Raw genomic sequence first — 16,023 nt, forward strand, 5'->3', positions numbered from 1 at the left:
GCCTTACACGCGCATCGGCATCAGCACATAGAGCGTGTTCTCGTCGCTGGTGTCGCGGATGAGCGTGGGCGATCCGGCATCGGCCAGCATGAATTCGGCGTCGCCGCTGGAGAGCTGGCCCGCAACGTCCAGCAGATAGCGGGCGTTGAAGCCGATCTCGATGGGATCGGACGAATAGTCGGCGGCCAGTTCCTCGACCGCGCTGCCGGAGTCAGGATTGTTGACCGCAAGCGTCAGCTGGCCTTCGCTGATCGAAAGCTTCACCGCGCGCCCGCGCTCGGACGAGATGGTGGAGACGCGGTCGACGGCCGCGGCAAAGCTCTGGCGGTCGATGACGAGGCGCTTGTCGTTGCCGGTGGGAATGACGCGCTGGTAATCGGGGAATGTGCCGTCGATGAGCTTCGAGGTCAGCACCACGGAGCCGATGGTGAAGCGGATCTTGGTGTCGGACAGTTCCGTGGTCACCGCCACGTCCGGATCGTCCACCAGCTTCTGCAGCTCTCCGACCGTCTTGCGCGGAATGATGATGCCCGGCATGCCTTCGGAGCCGGCAGGCGCGTCGATTTCGGCGCGGGCCAGACGATGGCCATCCGTCGCGACGGAACGCAGTCTGAGATTGCCGCCAGCCTCATGGGTGTGCAGGAAAATGCCGTTGAGATAGTAGCGTGTCTCTTCGGTGGAGATGGCGAACTGGGTCTTCTCGATCAGGCCCTTCAGCGCGGTGGAATCCAGCCGGAAGATATGCGGGAACGAGCCGGCCGACAGTTCGGGGAAATCCGATTGCGGCAGGCATTGCAGGCGAAACGATGAGCGCCCGGAGGTCACGGTCATGGCCGCGCCGTCCTCGTCGGTCTTGAGCATCACCTCGGCGCCATCGGAGAGCTTGCGCACGATGTCGTAAAGCAGATGCGCCGGCACCGTGGTGGCGCCGGGCTGCTCGACCCGCGCGGCAGTTGCCTCGGTGATCTCGAGGTCAAGGTCGGTAGCCTTCAGTTCGAGGCTGGAACCGTCCGTAGACAAGAGCACGTTGGAGAGGATCGGAATTGTGTTGCGCCGCTCGACCACGCGGTGAACGTGGTTCAGGGACTTGAGGAGGTTCGACCGTTCCAGAATTACACGCATGACGAAACAGGCTCACTTGAAGGAAAGGGCAGGTTCCCGGACCGGCAACCTGCCACAGTCTGAATTGCTCGGAGCATCGGGCCGAAAGCGGGATCGGTTTTCGCAATGCCCCCGACGCTCAATCAAGATATCCGGAGCGCCCCGCCCTCGGGAAGGACGCATGACACTCCGGAATGGGGATTAAGCTGACAGGAAAAGCGCCCTGAAAGCAAGACCAAACGGCTTTGTTGCGCGGGTTTTACAAGGTTTTAGAGCATTTTGCAGTCAGACGGAAAAGCCTGACGCCGCACAAGTGCGGCCAGGCAAAACAGGCTGGAGCAGCGAGGCTGCGTTCGTCAGAACGCCCGCTGCTCCGGAGCATGGCGGTACAATGAGCCGCCACGCCTTCATGCCGCGCGTCAGGCCTGATCGTTGATCAGACGACGCAGAAGCTCAAGTTCCTGCGCCAGCGTGTTGTCGTTGTCCGACAGGCCCTCGATCTTGCGCACCGCATGCAGCACCGTGGTGTGGTCGCGGCCGCCGAAACGCCTGCCGATTTCCGGCAGCGAACGCGGCGTCATCACCTTGGAAAGGTACATGGCGACCTGACGCGGCTTGACGATGGTGCGGGTGCGCCGGTTGGAGAGCAGTTCCGTCTTCGACACATTGTAGTGGCGGGCAACGATGCGCTGGATGTCCTCAATGCGAACCCGCTTCGGCTCGCCGGAGCGGTAGATGTGGCCCAGGATCTCGTCGATCCGGTCCACGGTGATCTGCGGCTCGAAGGTCTGGCGGAACAGAAGCTGGTTGAACGCGCCTTCAAGCTCGCGGCCGCTGCCGGTGACGGTGCGGGCCACATGCTCAAGAACGTCGTCGGCGACCTCGATGGAGGCATCTTCAGCCTTTGCCGCCGCCAGCCGCTGCTGGAGCATCGACAGGCGCATGGAGAGGTCAGGGGTCGACATTTCCAGCGCGACCCCGCCATTGAGGCGCGAGCGCACGCGCGGCTCCAGCGATTCCAGTTCCGCCGGCGGCCGGTCGGCTGCGACAACCACCTGCTTGGCGCTGTCCAGCAGCATGTTGATGAGGTGGCAGAACTCGTGCTGGATCGACTTGCCCTGCAGGAACTGCATGTCGTCGATGATGAGCAGGTCGATGTCGCGAAGCTGCTCCTTGAGGGTCAGCGCATTGTTGTCGCGGATGGCGGTGGCGAAGCGCCACATGAAATATTCAGCCGTGAGATAGACGACGCGCGAGCGCGGGTTCTGGCGCAGCGATTCCGCCGCTATCGCCTGCAGAAGGTGCGTCTTGCCGAGGCCGACGGTGGCGTGCAGGAACAGCGGGTTGAAGCGCACCGCGCTGGACTGCGATTCCGCCACGGCGCGCGCGGCAGCGAAGGCAACGCGGTTCGACGGGCCTTCCACGAAGGAAGAGAAGGTGTAGCGCGGGTCCAGCGGCGAGCCGAGGACGTTCTGGCGGAACTCGGTCTCGATCGGGCCCGGACGCTGCGCCGGCATGCGCTCGGTCTTGCCGTTGTTGGTGCCGTTATTGGCCATTGTGGAGGCCAGCGCCGTCTGCGCCTGACGCGAAACCGGACGTCGCTGCTGGGCCGGGGCCTCGGCATCAGCCGCGCGTGACTGCCTTGCGGCTGTGCGCACGATGATTTCGACCCTGAGGATCTCTGCATCCTCTTCTTTCCACAGTTCGACAATCTGGTCGAGATAGTGGCCATTGATCCAGGAGCGCAGGAAGGCGGTTGGCACGGAGATGCGCACAACGCCCTTGGAGGCTTCAGCCAGCTTCATGCGGCCGAACCAGCTCGAATAGACCTCTGCACCCAGACGCGCCTTGAGCTTTGCCTTCACACGCTCGAACTTGTGATCTGCCTCCCCAACAGTTGTCATGTCATGTCCTTTGGCAACGTCCCCCTCGTAGGGAGCACCGCCAAGTTCCCTGCCCATGCCGCTCTGCATTTCGTGATCCTTGTCCCGCACTTGCGCCAGGGGCATCATGCCCGTGGCGGCCTCGTTATGATTATGTCCGTCGCGGCCGCCGCTGGCCATCTCCGGATATGCTCGCCGCAGGCCGAACCGTCTCCGGTTCTTTCCACGACAGGGAAACCAAGCGCATGACAACGCAAGCCGTCCGGCTTGTGGCCGGCCAAACTTCAACGCGCCATACGAATGACTGGTCCCCTACCAGTATCGAAAGCGACAACCGACCTGTACGCGGGCGAGCGCCCACGGTGCCAATGCTGTCTTGTTATGATTAGGTCGAGGGCTAAATGCCCGTCCCTTTCGATGACCAGACACTAACGAAATCGCTGTGGAAAGGGCAAGGCCACATCTTACTGGTTTTGAGCGAATCTGGTTACCAAATTGCCCTTGACGGCAGCGGCTTCGCGCCTAGCAATCTTGAAAGCCATTGGGATTCAAACCCTTTTCGAGAAAGCCCGGAAACGATAGCTGGCGTGATTCTTTTTTTTAATATTTTGCTTGACACCCGGTTGTCCCCTTTCGGTCCCCGCCGATATGAACAAGCTGTGGATGACCTTCTTTAAGCTTATGAAAATAAAGGGATTTTTTTGCCATTCCTGGCGGCGCCCATGGCGCGCTGGTGCAGCAGGAAAGTCACATACCGGCAAAATTTCCGGTGACCGGAAACCTGCCCCGGCGGAAGCTTCCGGTGCGCCATTCCCGCTTTTATTCAGACGACGAAAAAAACCCGGCGCGAGCGCCGGGTTTCAGAGAATTTGACGGTTCCTTGTTAAGGAATCAGGCAGACAGGCCCTTAACGCGCTGAGCCAGTCGCGAAACCTTGCGGGAAGCCGTATTCTTGTGCAGCACGCCCTTGGAGGCGGCGCGCATCAGCTCGGGCTGTGCATTCTGGAAAGCGGTCTCGGCGGCTGCCTTGTCGCCAGCGGCCAGAGCTTCTTCGACCTTGCGCACGAAAGTGCGGACGCGTGAAACGCGGCTCTTGTTGATCGCGGTGCGGCGAGCAATCTTGCGCGTAGCCTTCTTGGCCGAGGGAGTGTTGGCCATGGTGCCTCTCTTCTGATCTCAATAGGTGGACGCTTGCGGCAACCCGCACGGCGCAAAATAAATGGGCAGCAACGAGGCCACCTCAGTTGGGGCGGCTTATAGTTCAGCTTTACAGGTCAGTCAATCTTGCTTCGCATCCAAACCGCGAATTCGACCTCCTGAGAGGCCTCATCTGTTGCGGAATTCGGGTTTGCGCTTCTCCACGAAGGCGCTCATGCCTTCCTTCTGGTCTTCCAGCGCGAACATGGACTGGAAAACCCGCCGTTCGAATCGCAGGCCCTCGGCCAGCGTCACTTCATAGGAGCGGTTGATCGCCTCCTTGTTCATGATCACGGACGGCAGCGAGAAATCGGCGATCTTCGCCGCCGCTTTAAGCGCTTCCCCGACCAGTTCGCCGACAGGCACGATGCGGGAGACGAGACCGGCGCGCTCGGCTTCCTCAGCATCCATCATGCGGCCGGTGAGGCACATGTCCATGGCCTTGGACTTGCCGACGAAACGGGTGAGGCGCTGGGAGCCGCCCATGCCGGGCATGACGCCCAGCGTGATTTCCGGCTGGCCGAATTTCGCATTGTCGCCGGCGATGATGAAGTCGCACATCATGGCAAGCTCGCAGCCGCCGCCAAGTGCATAGCCGGCAACCGCCGCGATGATCGGCTTGCGGGTGCGGGTGAAGTCCTCCCAGCCGGAAAACAGGTCTCCCAGATAGACGTCGACATAAGTCTTCGTCTGCATCTCCTTGATGTCGGCGCCTGCCGCGAAGGCCTTTTCCGAGCCGGTCAGCACGATCGCGCCGATATTGTCGTCGGCATCGAACGCCCTGGTTGCGACGAGCAGTTCACCCAGCACGGCCGAGTTCAGCGCATTGAGGGCCTGGGGCCTGTTCAGCGTGATCAGCCCGACCTTGCCGCGGGTTTCGACAATGATGTTTTCGTAAGCCATGCGTTTCCTCTCCTGAGCGCTGCAGAGACCTAGCCTATTTCTGACAGCTGCGGCAATAAAAGGTCGAGCGGCCGCTCTGCACGATCCGCTCCACCTTGCCCGGGCAGCCCGGCTTCCGGCAAGGTTCGCCCTCGCGATCATAAACGGCAAAGCTGTGCTGGAAATATCCGAGCGACCCATCGGTATGCATGTAGTCTTTCAGCGAGGAGCCGCCGGCGGCGATGGCGTCGGCAATCACCTCGCGGATCGATTCGGCGAGCCGCTGGCGCTGCTCCGCCGCCTTGCGGCCGGGAACGGCGATCGTGCCCGCCGCGCGCAACGGTGAAAGGCCCGCACGCCACAGAGCCTCGCAGACATAGATGTTGCCGAGCCCGGCGATCAGGCGCTGATCCAGAAGCGCAGCCTTCAGAGGTGCCTTGCGGTTTCGGAACAGGGCGGCGAGCAGATCCGCATCGAGCGTGTTGCCGGTCGGTTCCACGCCGAGGCCGGCCAGCATCGGATGCTCGTCCGGGATGGTCTCGGAAAACAGCATGAAACCGAAGCGGCGCGGGTCGTTGAACACGACGCGGTATTGCGCCGCTGCGGCCGACACCACATCGAACACGACATGGTCGTGGGCGGAATCCTTCGAGCGTTCATAGTGAAAGCTGCCGGGTGTTGCGCTGTCGCTGCCGTCCTCGATGCGGAAAGATCCGGTCATGCCCAGATGGCAGATGAGGGCCGGGCCGCCATCTGTGTGCATGGTCAGATATTTGGCGCGCCGGCCAAGCGCGGTGATGGTGCGCCCATCAAGGCGTTCAGCGAATTTTTCAGGAAAGGGGAAGCGCAGGTTGGGACGGCGGGTCTCGACCCTGACGATGCGGGCGCCTTCCAGAACCGGCTGGAGCCCGCGCCGGACGGTTTCCACCTCGGGCAGTTCAGGCATGGCCGCCGATATCTCCGTAAAAGGACGTTCCGTATTTTCCGGGTCCGATGCCCAGATGCTCGGCGACCGTTTCGCCGATATCGGAGAATGTCGTTCTCAGGCCCGCGCTCCCGCCTGTCAGCCCCGGCGCCAGGCCGATGAGCGGGATACGCTCGCGCGTATGGTCGGTGCCACGCCATGTGGGGTCATTGCCGTGGTCGGCCGTAAGCACGAACAGATCGCCCTGTTTCAGAAGCGCCAGTGCTTCCGGTAGGCGGCAGTCGAACGCTTCCAGGGCCGCCGCATAGCCGGCGGGGTCGCGGCGATGGCCGAACTCGCTGTCGAAATCGACGAAATTGGCAAACACGAAGTCGCCGTCAATCGCTTCCTTCATCGCCTCCAGCGCCTGATCGAACATGGCCATGTTGCCGGCGGCCTTGCGCAGAGTGGTCACGCCGCGATGGGCAAAGATGTCACCGATCTTGCCAACGGCCAGAACGCGCCCATGCGCTTCGGTGATCCGGTCGAGCAGGGTTGGTTCGGGAGGGGAGACGGCATAGTCGCGCCGGTTGGCGGTGCGTTTGAACGTGTCCGCGGTCTCGCCGAGGAAGGGGCGGGCGATGACCCGGCCGATCTTGAGCGGATCGCACAGCCGCCGCACGATCCTGCAGAATTCATAAAGCCGGTCGAGCCCGAAATGCTCTTCATGCGCTGCGATCTGCAGCACGGAATCGACGGATGTGTAGCAGATCGGCTTGCCGGTGGCGATGTGTTCTTCCCCGAATATCTCGATTGCCGCCATGCCGTCTGAATGGCAGTTGCCGAGGATGCCGGGCACGTTGCCTTCGCGGATCATGGCTTCGGTCAGGGCAGGGGGGAAGGCGGGCACCGTGTCGGGAAATCTCCCCCAGCCAAAGCGCATCGGCAGTGCGGCGATCTCCCAGTGCCCTGAGGGCGTGTCCTTACCGCTTGAAATCTCCTGCGCGGCTCCGTGAAAGGAGGAAGGCAGCAGCGGTGCGCTGGCAGGCCCGAAATCATATCCTGAAGCGATGTGGGCAGCCTGACCAAGACCCAGTGCCGTCATGTTGGGAAGAAGAAGCGGGCCGTTGCGCAGACCCGGCCGGTCCGCCTTGCCGGAGCGGCATGCATCGGCGATGTGGGCGAAAGTATTGGCCCCCTCGTCCCCGAACTCGGCCGCGTCTGCTGCGCCACCGATGCCGAAGGAATCGAGAACAAAAACGAAAGCGCGCGCCATTACGACCTTATGGTAAGGATCACATCCTCCGAGGCGGGGCGGTCCTGCGGACGCGGATCAGCTTGATCAGGAGATCCAGACATAAGCCCGGCATGGCACCTTGGCAATCTGCAAACGCCGGTCAGGCCTGCCGCTGGGTCAGCAGTTGGAACAGGCGATTTCCCGCCGGATTCGCGGTCTGCCGTAATAGACCTCGTTCATATTGATGTTGCTGAACGCGCCGGTGAGGCCCGTGGTTCTTTCAGCGCCTGAGGCCCAGGCGATGATCGGTCTGTAACCCAGGCTGATTTCCACCTTTATGAGGAACGTGTCGTCAGTCTTCATGTTCTCCGGCACGGTGACGATGGAGTTTTTGGCGATACCCGTGCTGTAGGTGTTGTTCGTCAGTTTTCCCGACCACTCGACCTTGGGTTCGAGGCTGCCACTTTTGTTCTTTGAAATCTTGATCCCGGTGACCGTGATCGTCGGGCTGGAGCGATTGTAGGGACGCATCGTCGTCTGGCCAACGCGCATGATGCCTGTCAGAGCCTCCTTCGTCAGAGTATCCTGTTGCCCGACGAGATCGGCGACCATGGAGCCCAGCCGGCTGAGTTGCTTGCTGGTATCGATGCCCTGCACCGCTTCCACGGTCATGAAATAAAGCGCCAGCATGATCGGTGCGATGAAAGCGAACTCGACCGCCGCAACGCCGCGCCGGTCGCGCCTGAAACCGGCGATTTTCTCTCTCAGATTTTTCAGCATGCTTAGTACCCCCGTACCAGCGATCATCTTCAGCCGTTTGTGTGCGGCGGCGCGTGTCAGTAAGGTTCGTTCTGCCAGGTCATGGTGGCAAAATGCACCGTCTTGTTGTCTGCCAGCGGTGCCATGTATTTGCTCATGTAGTCGGTGATGATCGGCCATTCGTAGAAGAGGCGCAGCATGTTACGCGACATGGTCGAACCCGGATCGATGACGAAGCCCTTGGTGTCCGTCTTGCCGTCGTCCGTCAGAACCAGCTGCTTGCCTTCGATGGCGTAGCCGAGTTTCGCGGCATCGGTGAAATTGTCGAAGTGACGAAGGTCTATCTTCAGTCCGGGGCAGTTCTCGGTGACGATGACCGACATCCGGCCGCAGACAAGTGTGAAGATCTTTTCCTGCAAGGCTGTTTTTTCTGCAGCCGTGACCGGTGCCTGCCACTGGCCGGTGCGGAACTGGCGCGCCACATCGTCGGCGGCGTTCGCAAGCATCTGTTTTCCCGCAAACGAGATGCAGCTTTCCAGAATGGCGAAGGTCAGCAGGGCGAACGGCAGGATGAGCATGCCGAATTCAATCGCCGTGCTGCCTTTTGCATCGCGCCTGAACCTGCCGAGAAGACTCGTCAGATTCCGCCTCGCCTTCGTGCGGGACCTGTTGGGAACGCTTTCCATGTCTCTACCGCCGACCCCCTTTGTCAGTGGATCGGATCATAGCGGGAAGCCGTTGAAGTCCCGTTTGGGGGATCGCTAAATTCCGACGGTGGCAATTAAGGGTGCGTCAACCTTGGATTGCCGCGGCCGGATGCGGTTGACCTGATGAGCCGGTTACTCGCGCCTCATGTCGCTGTCAGACAGTCTCTCGGCCTCGCTCTTGTGGGAGCTTTCGCAATATGGCGTGCAGGACATGGTCTGCACGTCTGAGCGCCTGTAGATGCGCACCGTCGATGCCGTCTGGCGCGCGACCGTCACCTGTTCATCCATGATCGGAGCCCCGTCGCTGTCCAGAATGACCAGATTGGTGACCCCAAATCCCTTGCCGGTCAGGATTACCGTCGTGGCATCCTGAACCGATGCATCCGCGATTTCGGAGTTGCCGATCACGATCGTATCGGCCGGGCGCGACAGCTTGACGATGCGGGCCTGGTTCATGACGACCTCGATGCCGGCTTCTGTTGCGGGCGCGGCCGTTTCCACTACCGGCTCGGCAACAGTCGTTTCTGCGGCCCAGACTGTGCAGTTTCCCGCCGCGAACAAAGCGCCCGCAAGCAACACCGGTCTCGACATGCCCATGCCCGTTCTCCCGCTCCGCCAGAGTGATCAACGGAATATGAACGGTTTTGGTGAAGCAACGGTTAAGCTTCGCATGCAGCCATTCAGGCACAGGCTCACCGATCTTTAACGCAAGGCATGTAAGGATGCGCCTGTCATTACATGTCGGGTGGGGCCTCCATGCTTGAAGCTTTGATTTTCGTCATTTTCCCGTTTTGCATGGTCTTCGCAGCGGTCTCGGATGCGCTTTCGATGACCATCGCCAATCGCGTGTCTCTGGTGCTGGTGGGCAGCTTCCTGGTGATCGCCCCGCTGACCGGCATGGAGTGGAGCACTGTGGGAATGCATCTGGCCGCGGGCGCGCTGGTTCTGAGCGCAACCTTCGTACTGTTTGCCATCGGCGGCATGGGTGGCGGCGACGCAAAGCTCATGGCGGCAACCGCCGTCTGGATGGGCTTCGACATGCTGCTGGCGGAATACCTTATCTATGCATCGTTTGTCGGCGGCATGCTGACGCTTGCCACACTCATGTATCGCAGGTCGTTTCTGGCGGATTTCACGCGCAACAACATGTTCCTGCGCCATTTCGGCGATACCAGCGTGGGTATCCCCTACGGTGTTGCGCTGGGTTTCGCGGGCCTTGTGATCTATCCCAAAACCGCGCTGGCCGCGTGGGCCATCGCCCGTCTGGCAGGCTGATCGCCTGAAACGCAGAATTTCCGGAACAAGCTTCCAATACGCCGCACCTGACCGTGCGGCGTATTTTTTTGGCGGAAAGCGACGATAACCTTGCGTTAAGCAATTTCGTAAGCGGCTCATTAACCATAATTTGAGGATTGGCGCTGCAATATCCGACCTGGGTTGATGCTTCTGGGGCTTAGGGGTTGGACGTATGGCTGCATCCCGTTTGATAATTTTGGGCGTTGCGGTCGCCGCTGCGGGCGGTGCGGGCTATGTCGCCAAGAACATGGCGGTTCCGCCGCCGCAGCCTGTCGTGGCTGAGCCGCAGCCGCGTGAGCCGGCCGTGAAGATGGTCGATGTAGCCGTTGTGTCGGGCGATGTGCCGATCGGCGCGCCGCTGGGCTCCAATGTGGCCTGGTCGGCATGGCCCGAAAATGCCGTCAACCAGCACTTTATCACGCGAGACAACGAACCCGACGCGGTCGAAAAGCTGAAAGGTTCCGTCACGCGCATGGCGATGTACAGTGGCGAGCCGGTGCGGCGTGCGAAACTGATCGACGAAGGACAGAGCTTCATGTCGTCGATCCTGCCGTCGGGCCACCGCGCGGTGGCCACTTCGATCGCAGCCGATACATCAGCCGGCGGCTTCATCCTTCCCAACGATTATGTGGACGTCATCATGACCCGCCGTGCCGACAATGCCGGCGGCGGCAGCGGCTTCACCACCGAAACGATCCTGAAGAACATCCGCGTCCTCGCCATTGATCAGACCATCCAGGAGGATGAGGAGGGCAAGAAGACGCGGGTTGGCCAGACCGCGACGCTGGAGCTGACGCCGCGACAGTCGGAAATCATCACCGTCGCCCAGCAGATGGCGGATCGCCTCACGCTGGCGCTGCGCTCGATCAAGGATACGCAGGAAACAGGCCTGAGCGAGGCAGACTATCTGGTCAGCGGCAACGGCCGCCGCGGCACCGTGCGTCTTATCCGGTCCGGCGAAGTTTCCGAAGTGGGGGCAAGGAAATGAGGTCATTCAGGAAACTTCCGGTCACAGTCGCCGCCGCTCTCGCTATTTTCGCGGTCACCGTTCCGTCCGGAACGACGACGGCCGATGCCGCGGGCCAGGTGAGCGCGACCTCAGCCAGTCAGCGCATCAAGCTTGGCCTCAACAAATCGGTGGTCATCGATCTGCCGCGTGACGCTTACGACATTCTGGTCGCCAATCCCGGCGTCGCCGACGCGGTGACGCGCACGTCGAGGCGGATTTATCTTTTCGGCAAGGCGGTTGGTGAAACCAACATCTTCGTGTTCGGACCCAACGGCGAGCAGATCGCCAGCTTCGACCTGACGATCGAGCGCGATGTCGCCGGCATCGAAGACTATCTCAAGCGCTTCATCCCGAATTCGAACATCAGGGTTGAACTGGTCAACGACAACGTGGTTCTGACCGGCACGGTCGACACACCTCTGGATGCCAAGCGCGCCGAGCAGCTTGCGAATGCATTCGTGACCGGCGGTGAGGCGACGACGGGCCAATATTCCCAGACGGCGGCCGGCGGGTCCTCGAATTCCGGCGTGGACATCAACAATCCCGACAGCCAGCGCCAGCGCAGCGCCATCATCAACATGCTTCAGATCATGGGCGAAGATCAGGTCACGCTGAAAGTGACGGTCGCCGAGGTCAGCCGCAACGTGATGAAGCAGCTCAATGTCGGCATTTTGGCCAGTGGAAATTCCAACGGCATTTCCTGGGGAGCGCTGAGTGAGAACGCAATGGGCCTTGGGGGCATCCCAAGTTCCAATATTACCGGCAGCTACAGTGCCGGAAGCACACTGATCGACGGTTATCTGAACGCAATGGAGCAGGCCGGCGTTATGAAAACGTTGGCCGAGCCGACACTCACCGCTATTTCAGGTGAACAGGCGACGTTCCGGGTTGGTGGTGAATTCAACATATTTGACGGTGTATCCAGCACCAGAAACGATGATAATCGCGATGGCGATGTTGTGCTTGATTACCGCAGGATCGAGTATGGGATCGGCCTCGAATTCCGACCTGTCGTTCTCTCAGCGGGCCGCATCAGCCTGAAGGTCAGGACTTCTGTTTCGGAACCGACCAACGAGTCACCCGGCATGAGCAGTGGCGGGCGAGGAATGACGGTCAACTCGGTATCCCTGCGTAAGCGCCTCGCCGACACAACAATCGAACTTCCCTCTGGTGGATCGATGATGATCGCGGGCCTCGTGCGCGATGACGTGCGTCAGGTTGCTACGGGTCTGCCCGGCATGTCGAAGATTCCGGTTCTGGGAACGCTGTTTCGCAGCCGGGACTTTGTGCGCAACGAAACCGAGCTGGTCATCATCGTCACGCCCTATCTGTCGAAGCCGGTGGCGCGCAATGAGCTGGCCAAGCCGGATGACAATTTCAATGCCGCAAGCGATGGCGCCGCCATGTTCCTTGGCCGCGTGAACCGTGTCTACGGCACCATGAAAACCGACAAGCCTGCCGGTCGCTATCACGGCATGGTCGGCTTCATCTATAAGTGAGCGGGGAAACGGGCATGTCGAGCGCAATGTTCAAAGCAAGGGCAAGTGTCGCAATCCTGACCGTGGCCGCCGCCGCGCTGCTGGCCGGATGCGCCAATCGCGACAGCGTTGTCGTCGGGTCCATTCCGGATGACTATCGCACCAATCATCCGATCGTCATTTCGGAGAAGGACAAGACACTGGATCTGCCGGTGTCTGCCTCGGCACAGGGCGTCTCCAAGATGCAGCGTCAGGCGCTGGCCGGGTTCCTTGACGGATATGATACTGGTGCTGCTCCTGTTCTTACGATTGCAGTCCCGGCCGGATCCGCAAACGAGCATGCCGCCGGCAAGGTAGCCCGCGAGTTTGCTCGCCTGGCCGCGGCAAACGGCGTCAGGCCCAATCGCATCGCGATGGCGCGCTATCAGGCTTCGCCCGATGAACTGACCGCGCCGGTGCGGCTGGTCTACAGCTCGATCAGGGCGCAGACCGACAAATGCGGGCGCTGGCCGAAGGATATTCTGGATACGTCCGACAACAGGCACTACGCGAATTTCGGCTGCTCGTACCAGAACAATCTGGCCGCACAGATCGCCAATCCGGCCGACCTGCTGGGTCCGCGCAGGCGGACCACAATAGATGCGGAAAACCGTAACGTGGTTATCGACGTTTACCGGGAAGCCGGAAACGGCACCACTGCTCGCGAAGTGAACTATTGATGAAGTCCGGCCTGTCCGGGGGGCAAGCAGCATGACAAATCTGGCTTATGAACATGCGATCGAGGCGGAAATTTCCGCCGAACAGGACCTGACCTCCATGCAGATGCTGCGGCCGATCCCGCGCATCTCCATCCAGGCGTTCTGCGAGAGCGAAGGGGTCTCGGTTCCCATCGAACGTGCCGGCGATGACCGCCGCATGTCGAAGGCGCATCTGAAGGTGCATATGGGCGGGATCGCCACGGCGATAGAGTTCTATCAGACCGCGCCGACGCCGAACCTGATCATTCTGGAGTCTCGCAGCGAGCCGAAGGAACTGCTGGAGCAGCTTGCGCAACTCGCCGAGCATTGCGACCCTTCCACCAAGGTCGTTGTCGTCGGGCACTACAATGATGTCGGACTGTATCGCGAGCTGATCCGCAACGGCATTTCCGAATATGTGGTTGCGCCGGTATCGATGGCCGACATCGTCAGCGTCATTGCCACGATTTTCGTGGATCCGGAAGCGGCCCCGATCGGCCGTTCCATCGCTTTCGTCGGAGCCAAGGGCGGCACCGGCTCGTCCACCATTGCGCACAATGTGGGCTGGGCGATTTCCTCGCTGTTCAGGTCCGAGGTTGTCGTCGCCGACATGGATCTCGCTTTCGGCACGGCCAACATCAATTTCGATCAGGATCCGGCTCAGGGGATTGCCGAGGCTGTGTTCTCGCCCGAGCGCGTCGACGAGGTCTATCTCGACCGCCTGCTGGCCCAGTGCGCGGAAAACCTGTCGCTGCTGGCTGCGCCTTCGACGCTCGACCGGGTCTATGATTTCGACGCCGACGCCTTCGCCCAGATCATCGATACGGCGCAGCGCACCGCGCCCGTCATCGTCCTCGACGTTCCCCATATCTGGAGCGGCTGGAGCAAGAGCACGCTCATGCACGCCGACGAGGTGGTGATCACCGCGACGCCGGAACTCGCCAACCTGCGCAACACCAAGAACCTTATGGACATGCTGAAGCGTCTGCGGCCCAACGATCCGCCGCCAAAGCTGATCCTCAACCAGACGGGCGTGCCGAAGCGCCCCGAGATTTCGGTTCAGGATTTCGCCGAGCCTCTGGAAACGGAGCCGATGGCAGTGATCCCCTTCGATCCGCAGCTTTTCGGCAATGCCGCCAATAACGGGCGCATGCTGGGCGAAATGGATGCCAAAAGCCCGGTTGTGGCCACCATCAACGACATCGCCCATGTGCTGACGGGGCGCGCCGAAATCAAGGCTCGCAAGAAGGCCGGACTGGGCTCGATCCTTGAAAAGCTGAAGCGCGCAAAGTGAGCATAGCCGGGGCAGGGGACAGGTAGTCGATCATGTTCGGAAAAAGAGGCAGTGACGACAGGGACAAGCCGTTGTTCTCGCGGCCAGCGCCTGCGCCGGCAGCTCCTGCTGCAGGCGCAGCGGACGCTTCGGCATCGCGCATTGCCGAGCCGGCTGCGCCAGTGCCACCGCCTGCGCGCCGTGTTGTCGAGGCTCCCCCGCTGGCGGCCCAGCCAAAGCGCGTGCAGCGCGAGCGCAGCGAAAGCTATTACGACACCAAGAGCCAGGTCTTCGCCGCGCTGATCGACACCATCGACCTGTCGCAGCTCGCCAAGCTTGATCCCGAGGCGGCGCGCGAGGAAATCCGCGATATCGTCAACGACATCATCGCGATCAAGAATTTCGCCATGTCGATTGCCGAGCAGGAGGAACTGCTCGAAGACATCTGCAATGACGTTCTCGGCTATGGTCCGCTGGAGCCGCTTCTGGCCCGCGACGACATCGCCGATATCATGGTGAACGGCTCGCGCAACGTCTATATCGAGGTGAACGGCAAGGTCGAGCAGACCGGCATTCGCTTCCGCGACAACCAGCAATTGCTCAACATCTGTCAGCGCATCGTCAGCCAGGTCGGCCGCCGCGTCGATGAATCCTCACCCATCTGCGACGCCAGACTGCCCGATGGTTCTCGTGTCAACGTGATCGCGCCGCCGCTGGCCATCGACGGAACCGCGCTCACCATCCGCAAGTTCAAGAAGGACAAGCTGACGCTCGACCAGCTCGTGCGTTTTGGCGCGATCTCGCCGGAAGGCGCGGAAATCCTCAAGATCATCGGGCGCGTACGCTGCAATGTGGTGATCTCGGGCGGCACGGGTTCGGGCAAGACCACCCTGCTCAACTGTCTGACCAACTATGTCGACCGTGACGAGCGCATCATAACCTGCGAGGACTCGGCAGAGCTTCAGCTTCAGCAGCCGCATGTAGTGCGCCTCGAAACCCGCCCGCCTAACCTTGAAGGCGAGGGCGAGGTGACGATGCGCGATCTGGTGAAGAACTGCCTGCGCATGCGCCCGGAGCGGATCATCGTTGGCGAGGTGCGCGGGCCGGAAGTGTTCGACCTGCTGCAGGCCATGAACACAGGCCACGACGGCTCGATGGGAACAATCCACGCCAACAGCCCGCGTGAATGCCTCAGCCGTATGGAATCCATGATCGCCATGGGCGGCTATTCGCTGCCGCAGCGCACGGTGCGCGAGATCATCGTCGGCTCGGTCGACGTGATCGTTCAGGCTGCCCGCCTGCGCGATGGCTCACGCCGCATTACCCACGTCACCGAAGTGATCGGCATGGAAGGCGACGTCGTCATTACCCAGGATCTGGTTCTCTACAACATCAAGGGCGAGGACGCGAACGGCAAGCTGATCGGCGAGCATGTCTCGACGGGTATCGGCCGGCCGCACTTCTGGGACCGCGCCCGCTATTATGGCGAGGATCAGAGGCTGGCTGTCGCGTTGGAAGCCATGGAAAAGCGGGCTGATTGAGCACCATGAGCGTGGAGGG

General features: G+C 61.2%; 15 protein-coding genes. 6 read left to right on the forward strand and 9 right to left on the reverse strand.

Annotated elements, in window-relative coordinates:
• Window positions 1–3: 3 nt before the first annotated feature.
• The 9 genes from dnaN to HNR59_RS07450 all read right to left on the reverse strand — a co-directional run bounded on the left by dnaN (window position 4) and on the right by HNR59_RS07450 (window position 9,267).
• A complete protein-coding gene (gene dnaN / locus HNR59_RS07410; RefSeq protein WP_183828040.1) occupies window positions 4–1,122 on the reverse strand; it encodes a DNA polymerase III subunit beta in 1,119 nt (372 codons plus the stop codon).
• Window positions 1,123–1,520: 398 nt separating this feature from the next.
• Complete coding sequence (gene dnaA, locus HNR59_RS07415) at window positions 1,521–3,074, reverse strand: chromosomal replication initiator protein DnaA (protein WP_183831429.1); 1,554 nt, start codon at window positions 3,072–3,074, stop codon at window positions 1,521–1,523.
• A gap of 801 nt (window positions 3,075–3,875) precedes the next feature.
• Window positions 3,876–4,142, reverse strand: coding sequence for a 30S ribosomal protein S20 (gene rpsT, locus HNR59_RS07420; RefSeq protein ID WP_183828043.1), 267 nt, complete (start codon window positions 4,140–4,142; stop codon window positions 3,876–3,878).
• 168 nt (window positions 4,143–4,310) lie between these two features.
• Complete coding sequence (locus tag HNR59_RS07425) at window positions 4,311–5,084, reverse strand: enoyl-CoA hydratase (protein ID WP_183828046.1); 774 nt, start codon at window positions 5,082–5,084, stop codon at window positions 4,311–4,313.
• A gap of 34 nt (window positions 5,085–5,118) precedes the next feature.
• Window positions 5,119–6,009 (reverse strand): bifunctional DNA-formamidopyrimidine glycosylase/DNA-(apurinic or apyrimidinic site) lyase, encoded by an 891-nt coding sequence (gene mutM, locus HNR59_RS07430; RefSeq protein ID WP_183828049.1) that lies wholly within the window; start codon window positions 6,007–6,009, stop codon window positions 5,119–5,121.
• Window positions 6,002–7,243: a phosphopentomutase gene (locus HNR59_RS07435; protein WP_183828052.1), complete on the reverse strand. Its 1,242-nt coding sequence runs from the start codon at window positions 7,241–7,243 to the stop codon at window positions 6,002–6,004. Before HNR59_RS07435 ends, mutM begins: the two co-directional genes overlap by 8 nt.
• Window positions 7,244–7,381: 138 nt before the next feature.
• Window positions 7,382–8,011, reverse strand: a complete 630-nt coding sequence (locus HNR59_RS07440; protein WP_246374525.1) for a TadE/TadG family type IV pilus assembly protein — start codon at window positions 8,009–8,011, stop codon at window positions 7,382–7,384.
• A 29-nt stretch (window positions 8,012–8,040) separates the two neighbouring features.
• Complete coding sequence (locus tag HNR59_RS07445; RefSeq protein ID WP_183828055.1) at window positions 8,041–8,649, reverse strand: TadE/TadG family type IV pilus assembly protein; 609 nt, start codon at window positions 8,647–8,649, stop codon at window positions 8,041–8,043.
• 153 nt (window positions 8,650–8,802) lie between these two features.
• Window positions 8,803–9,267, reverse strand: coding sequence for a pilus assembly protein N-terminal domain-containing protein (locus HNR59_RS07450; RefSeq protein ID WP_246374527.1), 465 nt, complete (start codon window positions 9,265–9,267; stop codon window positions 8,803–8,805).
• Between the two features lie 159 nt (window positions 9,268–9,426).
• Between HNR59_RS07450 and HNR59_RS07455 the strand changes: the two genes are divergently transcribed.
• The 6 genes from HNR59_RS07455 (at window position 9,427) to HNR59_RS07480 (ending at window position 16,004) form a co-directional block, all read left to right on the forward strand.
• Entirely contained in the window at window positions 9,427–9,945 is a 519-nt protein-coding gene (locus tag HNR59_RS07455; RefSeq protein ID WP_183828058.1) for an A24 family peptidase, read from the forward strand.
• A 193-nt stretch (window positions 9,946–10,138) separates the two neighbouring features.
• Entirely contained in the window at window positions 10,139–10,954 is an 816-nt protein-coding gene (gene cpaB, locus HNR59_RS07460; protein WP_183828061.1) for a Flp pilus assembly protein CpaB, read from the forward strand.
• Window positions 10,951–12,474 carry a type II and III secretion system protein family protein gene (locus tag HNR59_RS07465; protein ID WP_183828064.1) on the forward strand — a complete coding sequence of 508 codons (1,524 nt, stop codon included), beginning with the start codon at window positions 10,951–10,953 and terminating at the stop codon, window positions 12,472–12,474. Before cpaB ends, HNR59_RS07465 begins: the two co-directional genes overlap by 4 nt.
• A 14-nt stretch (window positions 12,475–12,488) precedes the next feature.
• A complete protein-coding gene (locus tag HNR59_RS07470) occupies window positions 12,489–13,172 on the forward strand; it encodes a CpaD family pilus assembly protein (RefSeq protein WP_183828067.1) in 684 nt (227 codons plus the stop codon).
• Window positions 13,173–13,203: 31 nt separating this feature from the next.
• Window positions 13,204–14,484: a CpaE/TadZ family protein gene (locus tag HNR59_RS07475; RefSeq protein WP_183828070.1), complete on the forward strand. Its 1,281-nt coding sequence runs from the start codon at window positions 13,204–13,206 to the stop codon at window positions 14,482–14,484.
• 32 nt (window positions 14,485–14,516) lie between these two features.
• Window positions 14,517–16,004 carry a TadA family conjugal transfer-associated ATPase gene (locus HNR59_RS07480; RefSeq protein ID WP_183828073.1) on the forward strand — a complete coding sequence of 496 codons (1,488 nt, stop codon included), beginning with the start codon at window positions 14,517–14,519 and terminating at the stop codon, window positions 16,002–16,004.
• Window positions 16,005–16,023 lie beyond the last annotated feature (19 nt).

This window comes from Aquamicrobium lusatiense, assembly GCF_014201615.1.
GTDB lineage: Bacteria > Pseudomonadota > Alphaproteobacteria > Rhizobiales > Rhizobiaceae > Mesorhizobium > Mesorhizobium lusatiense.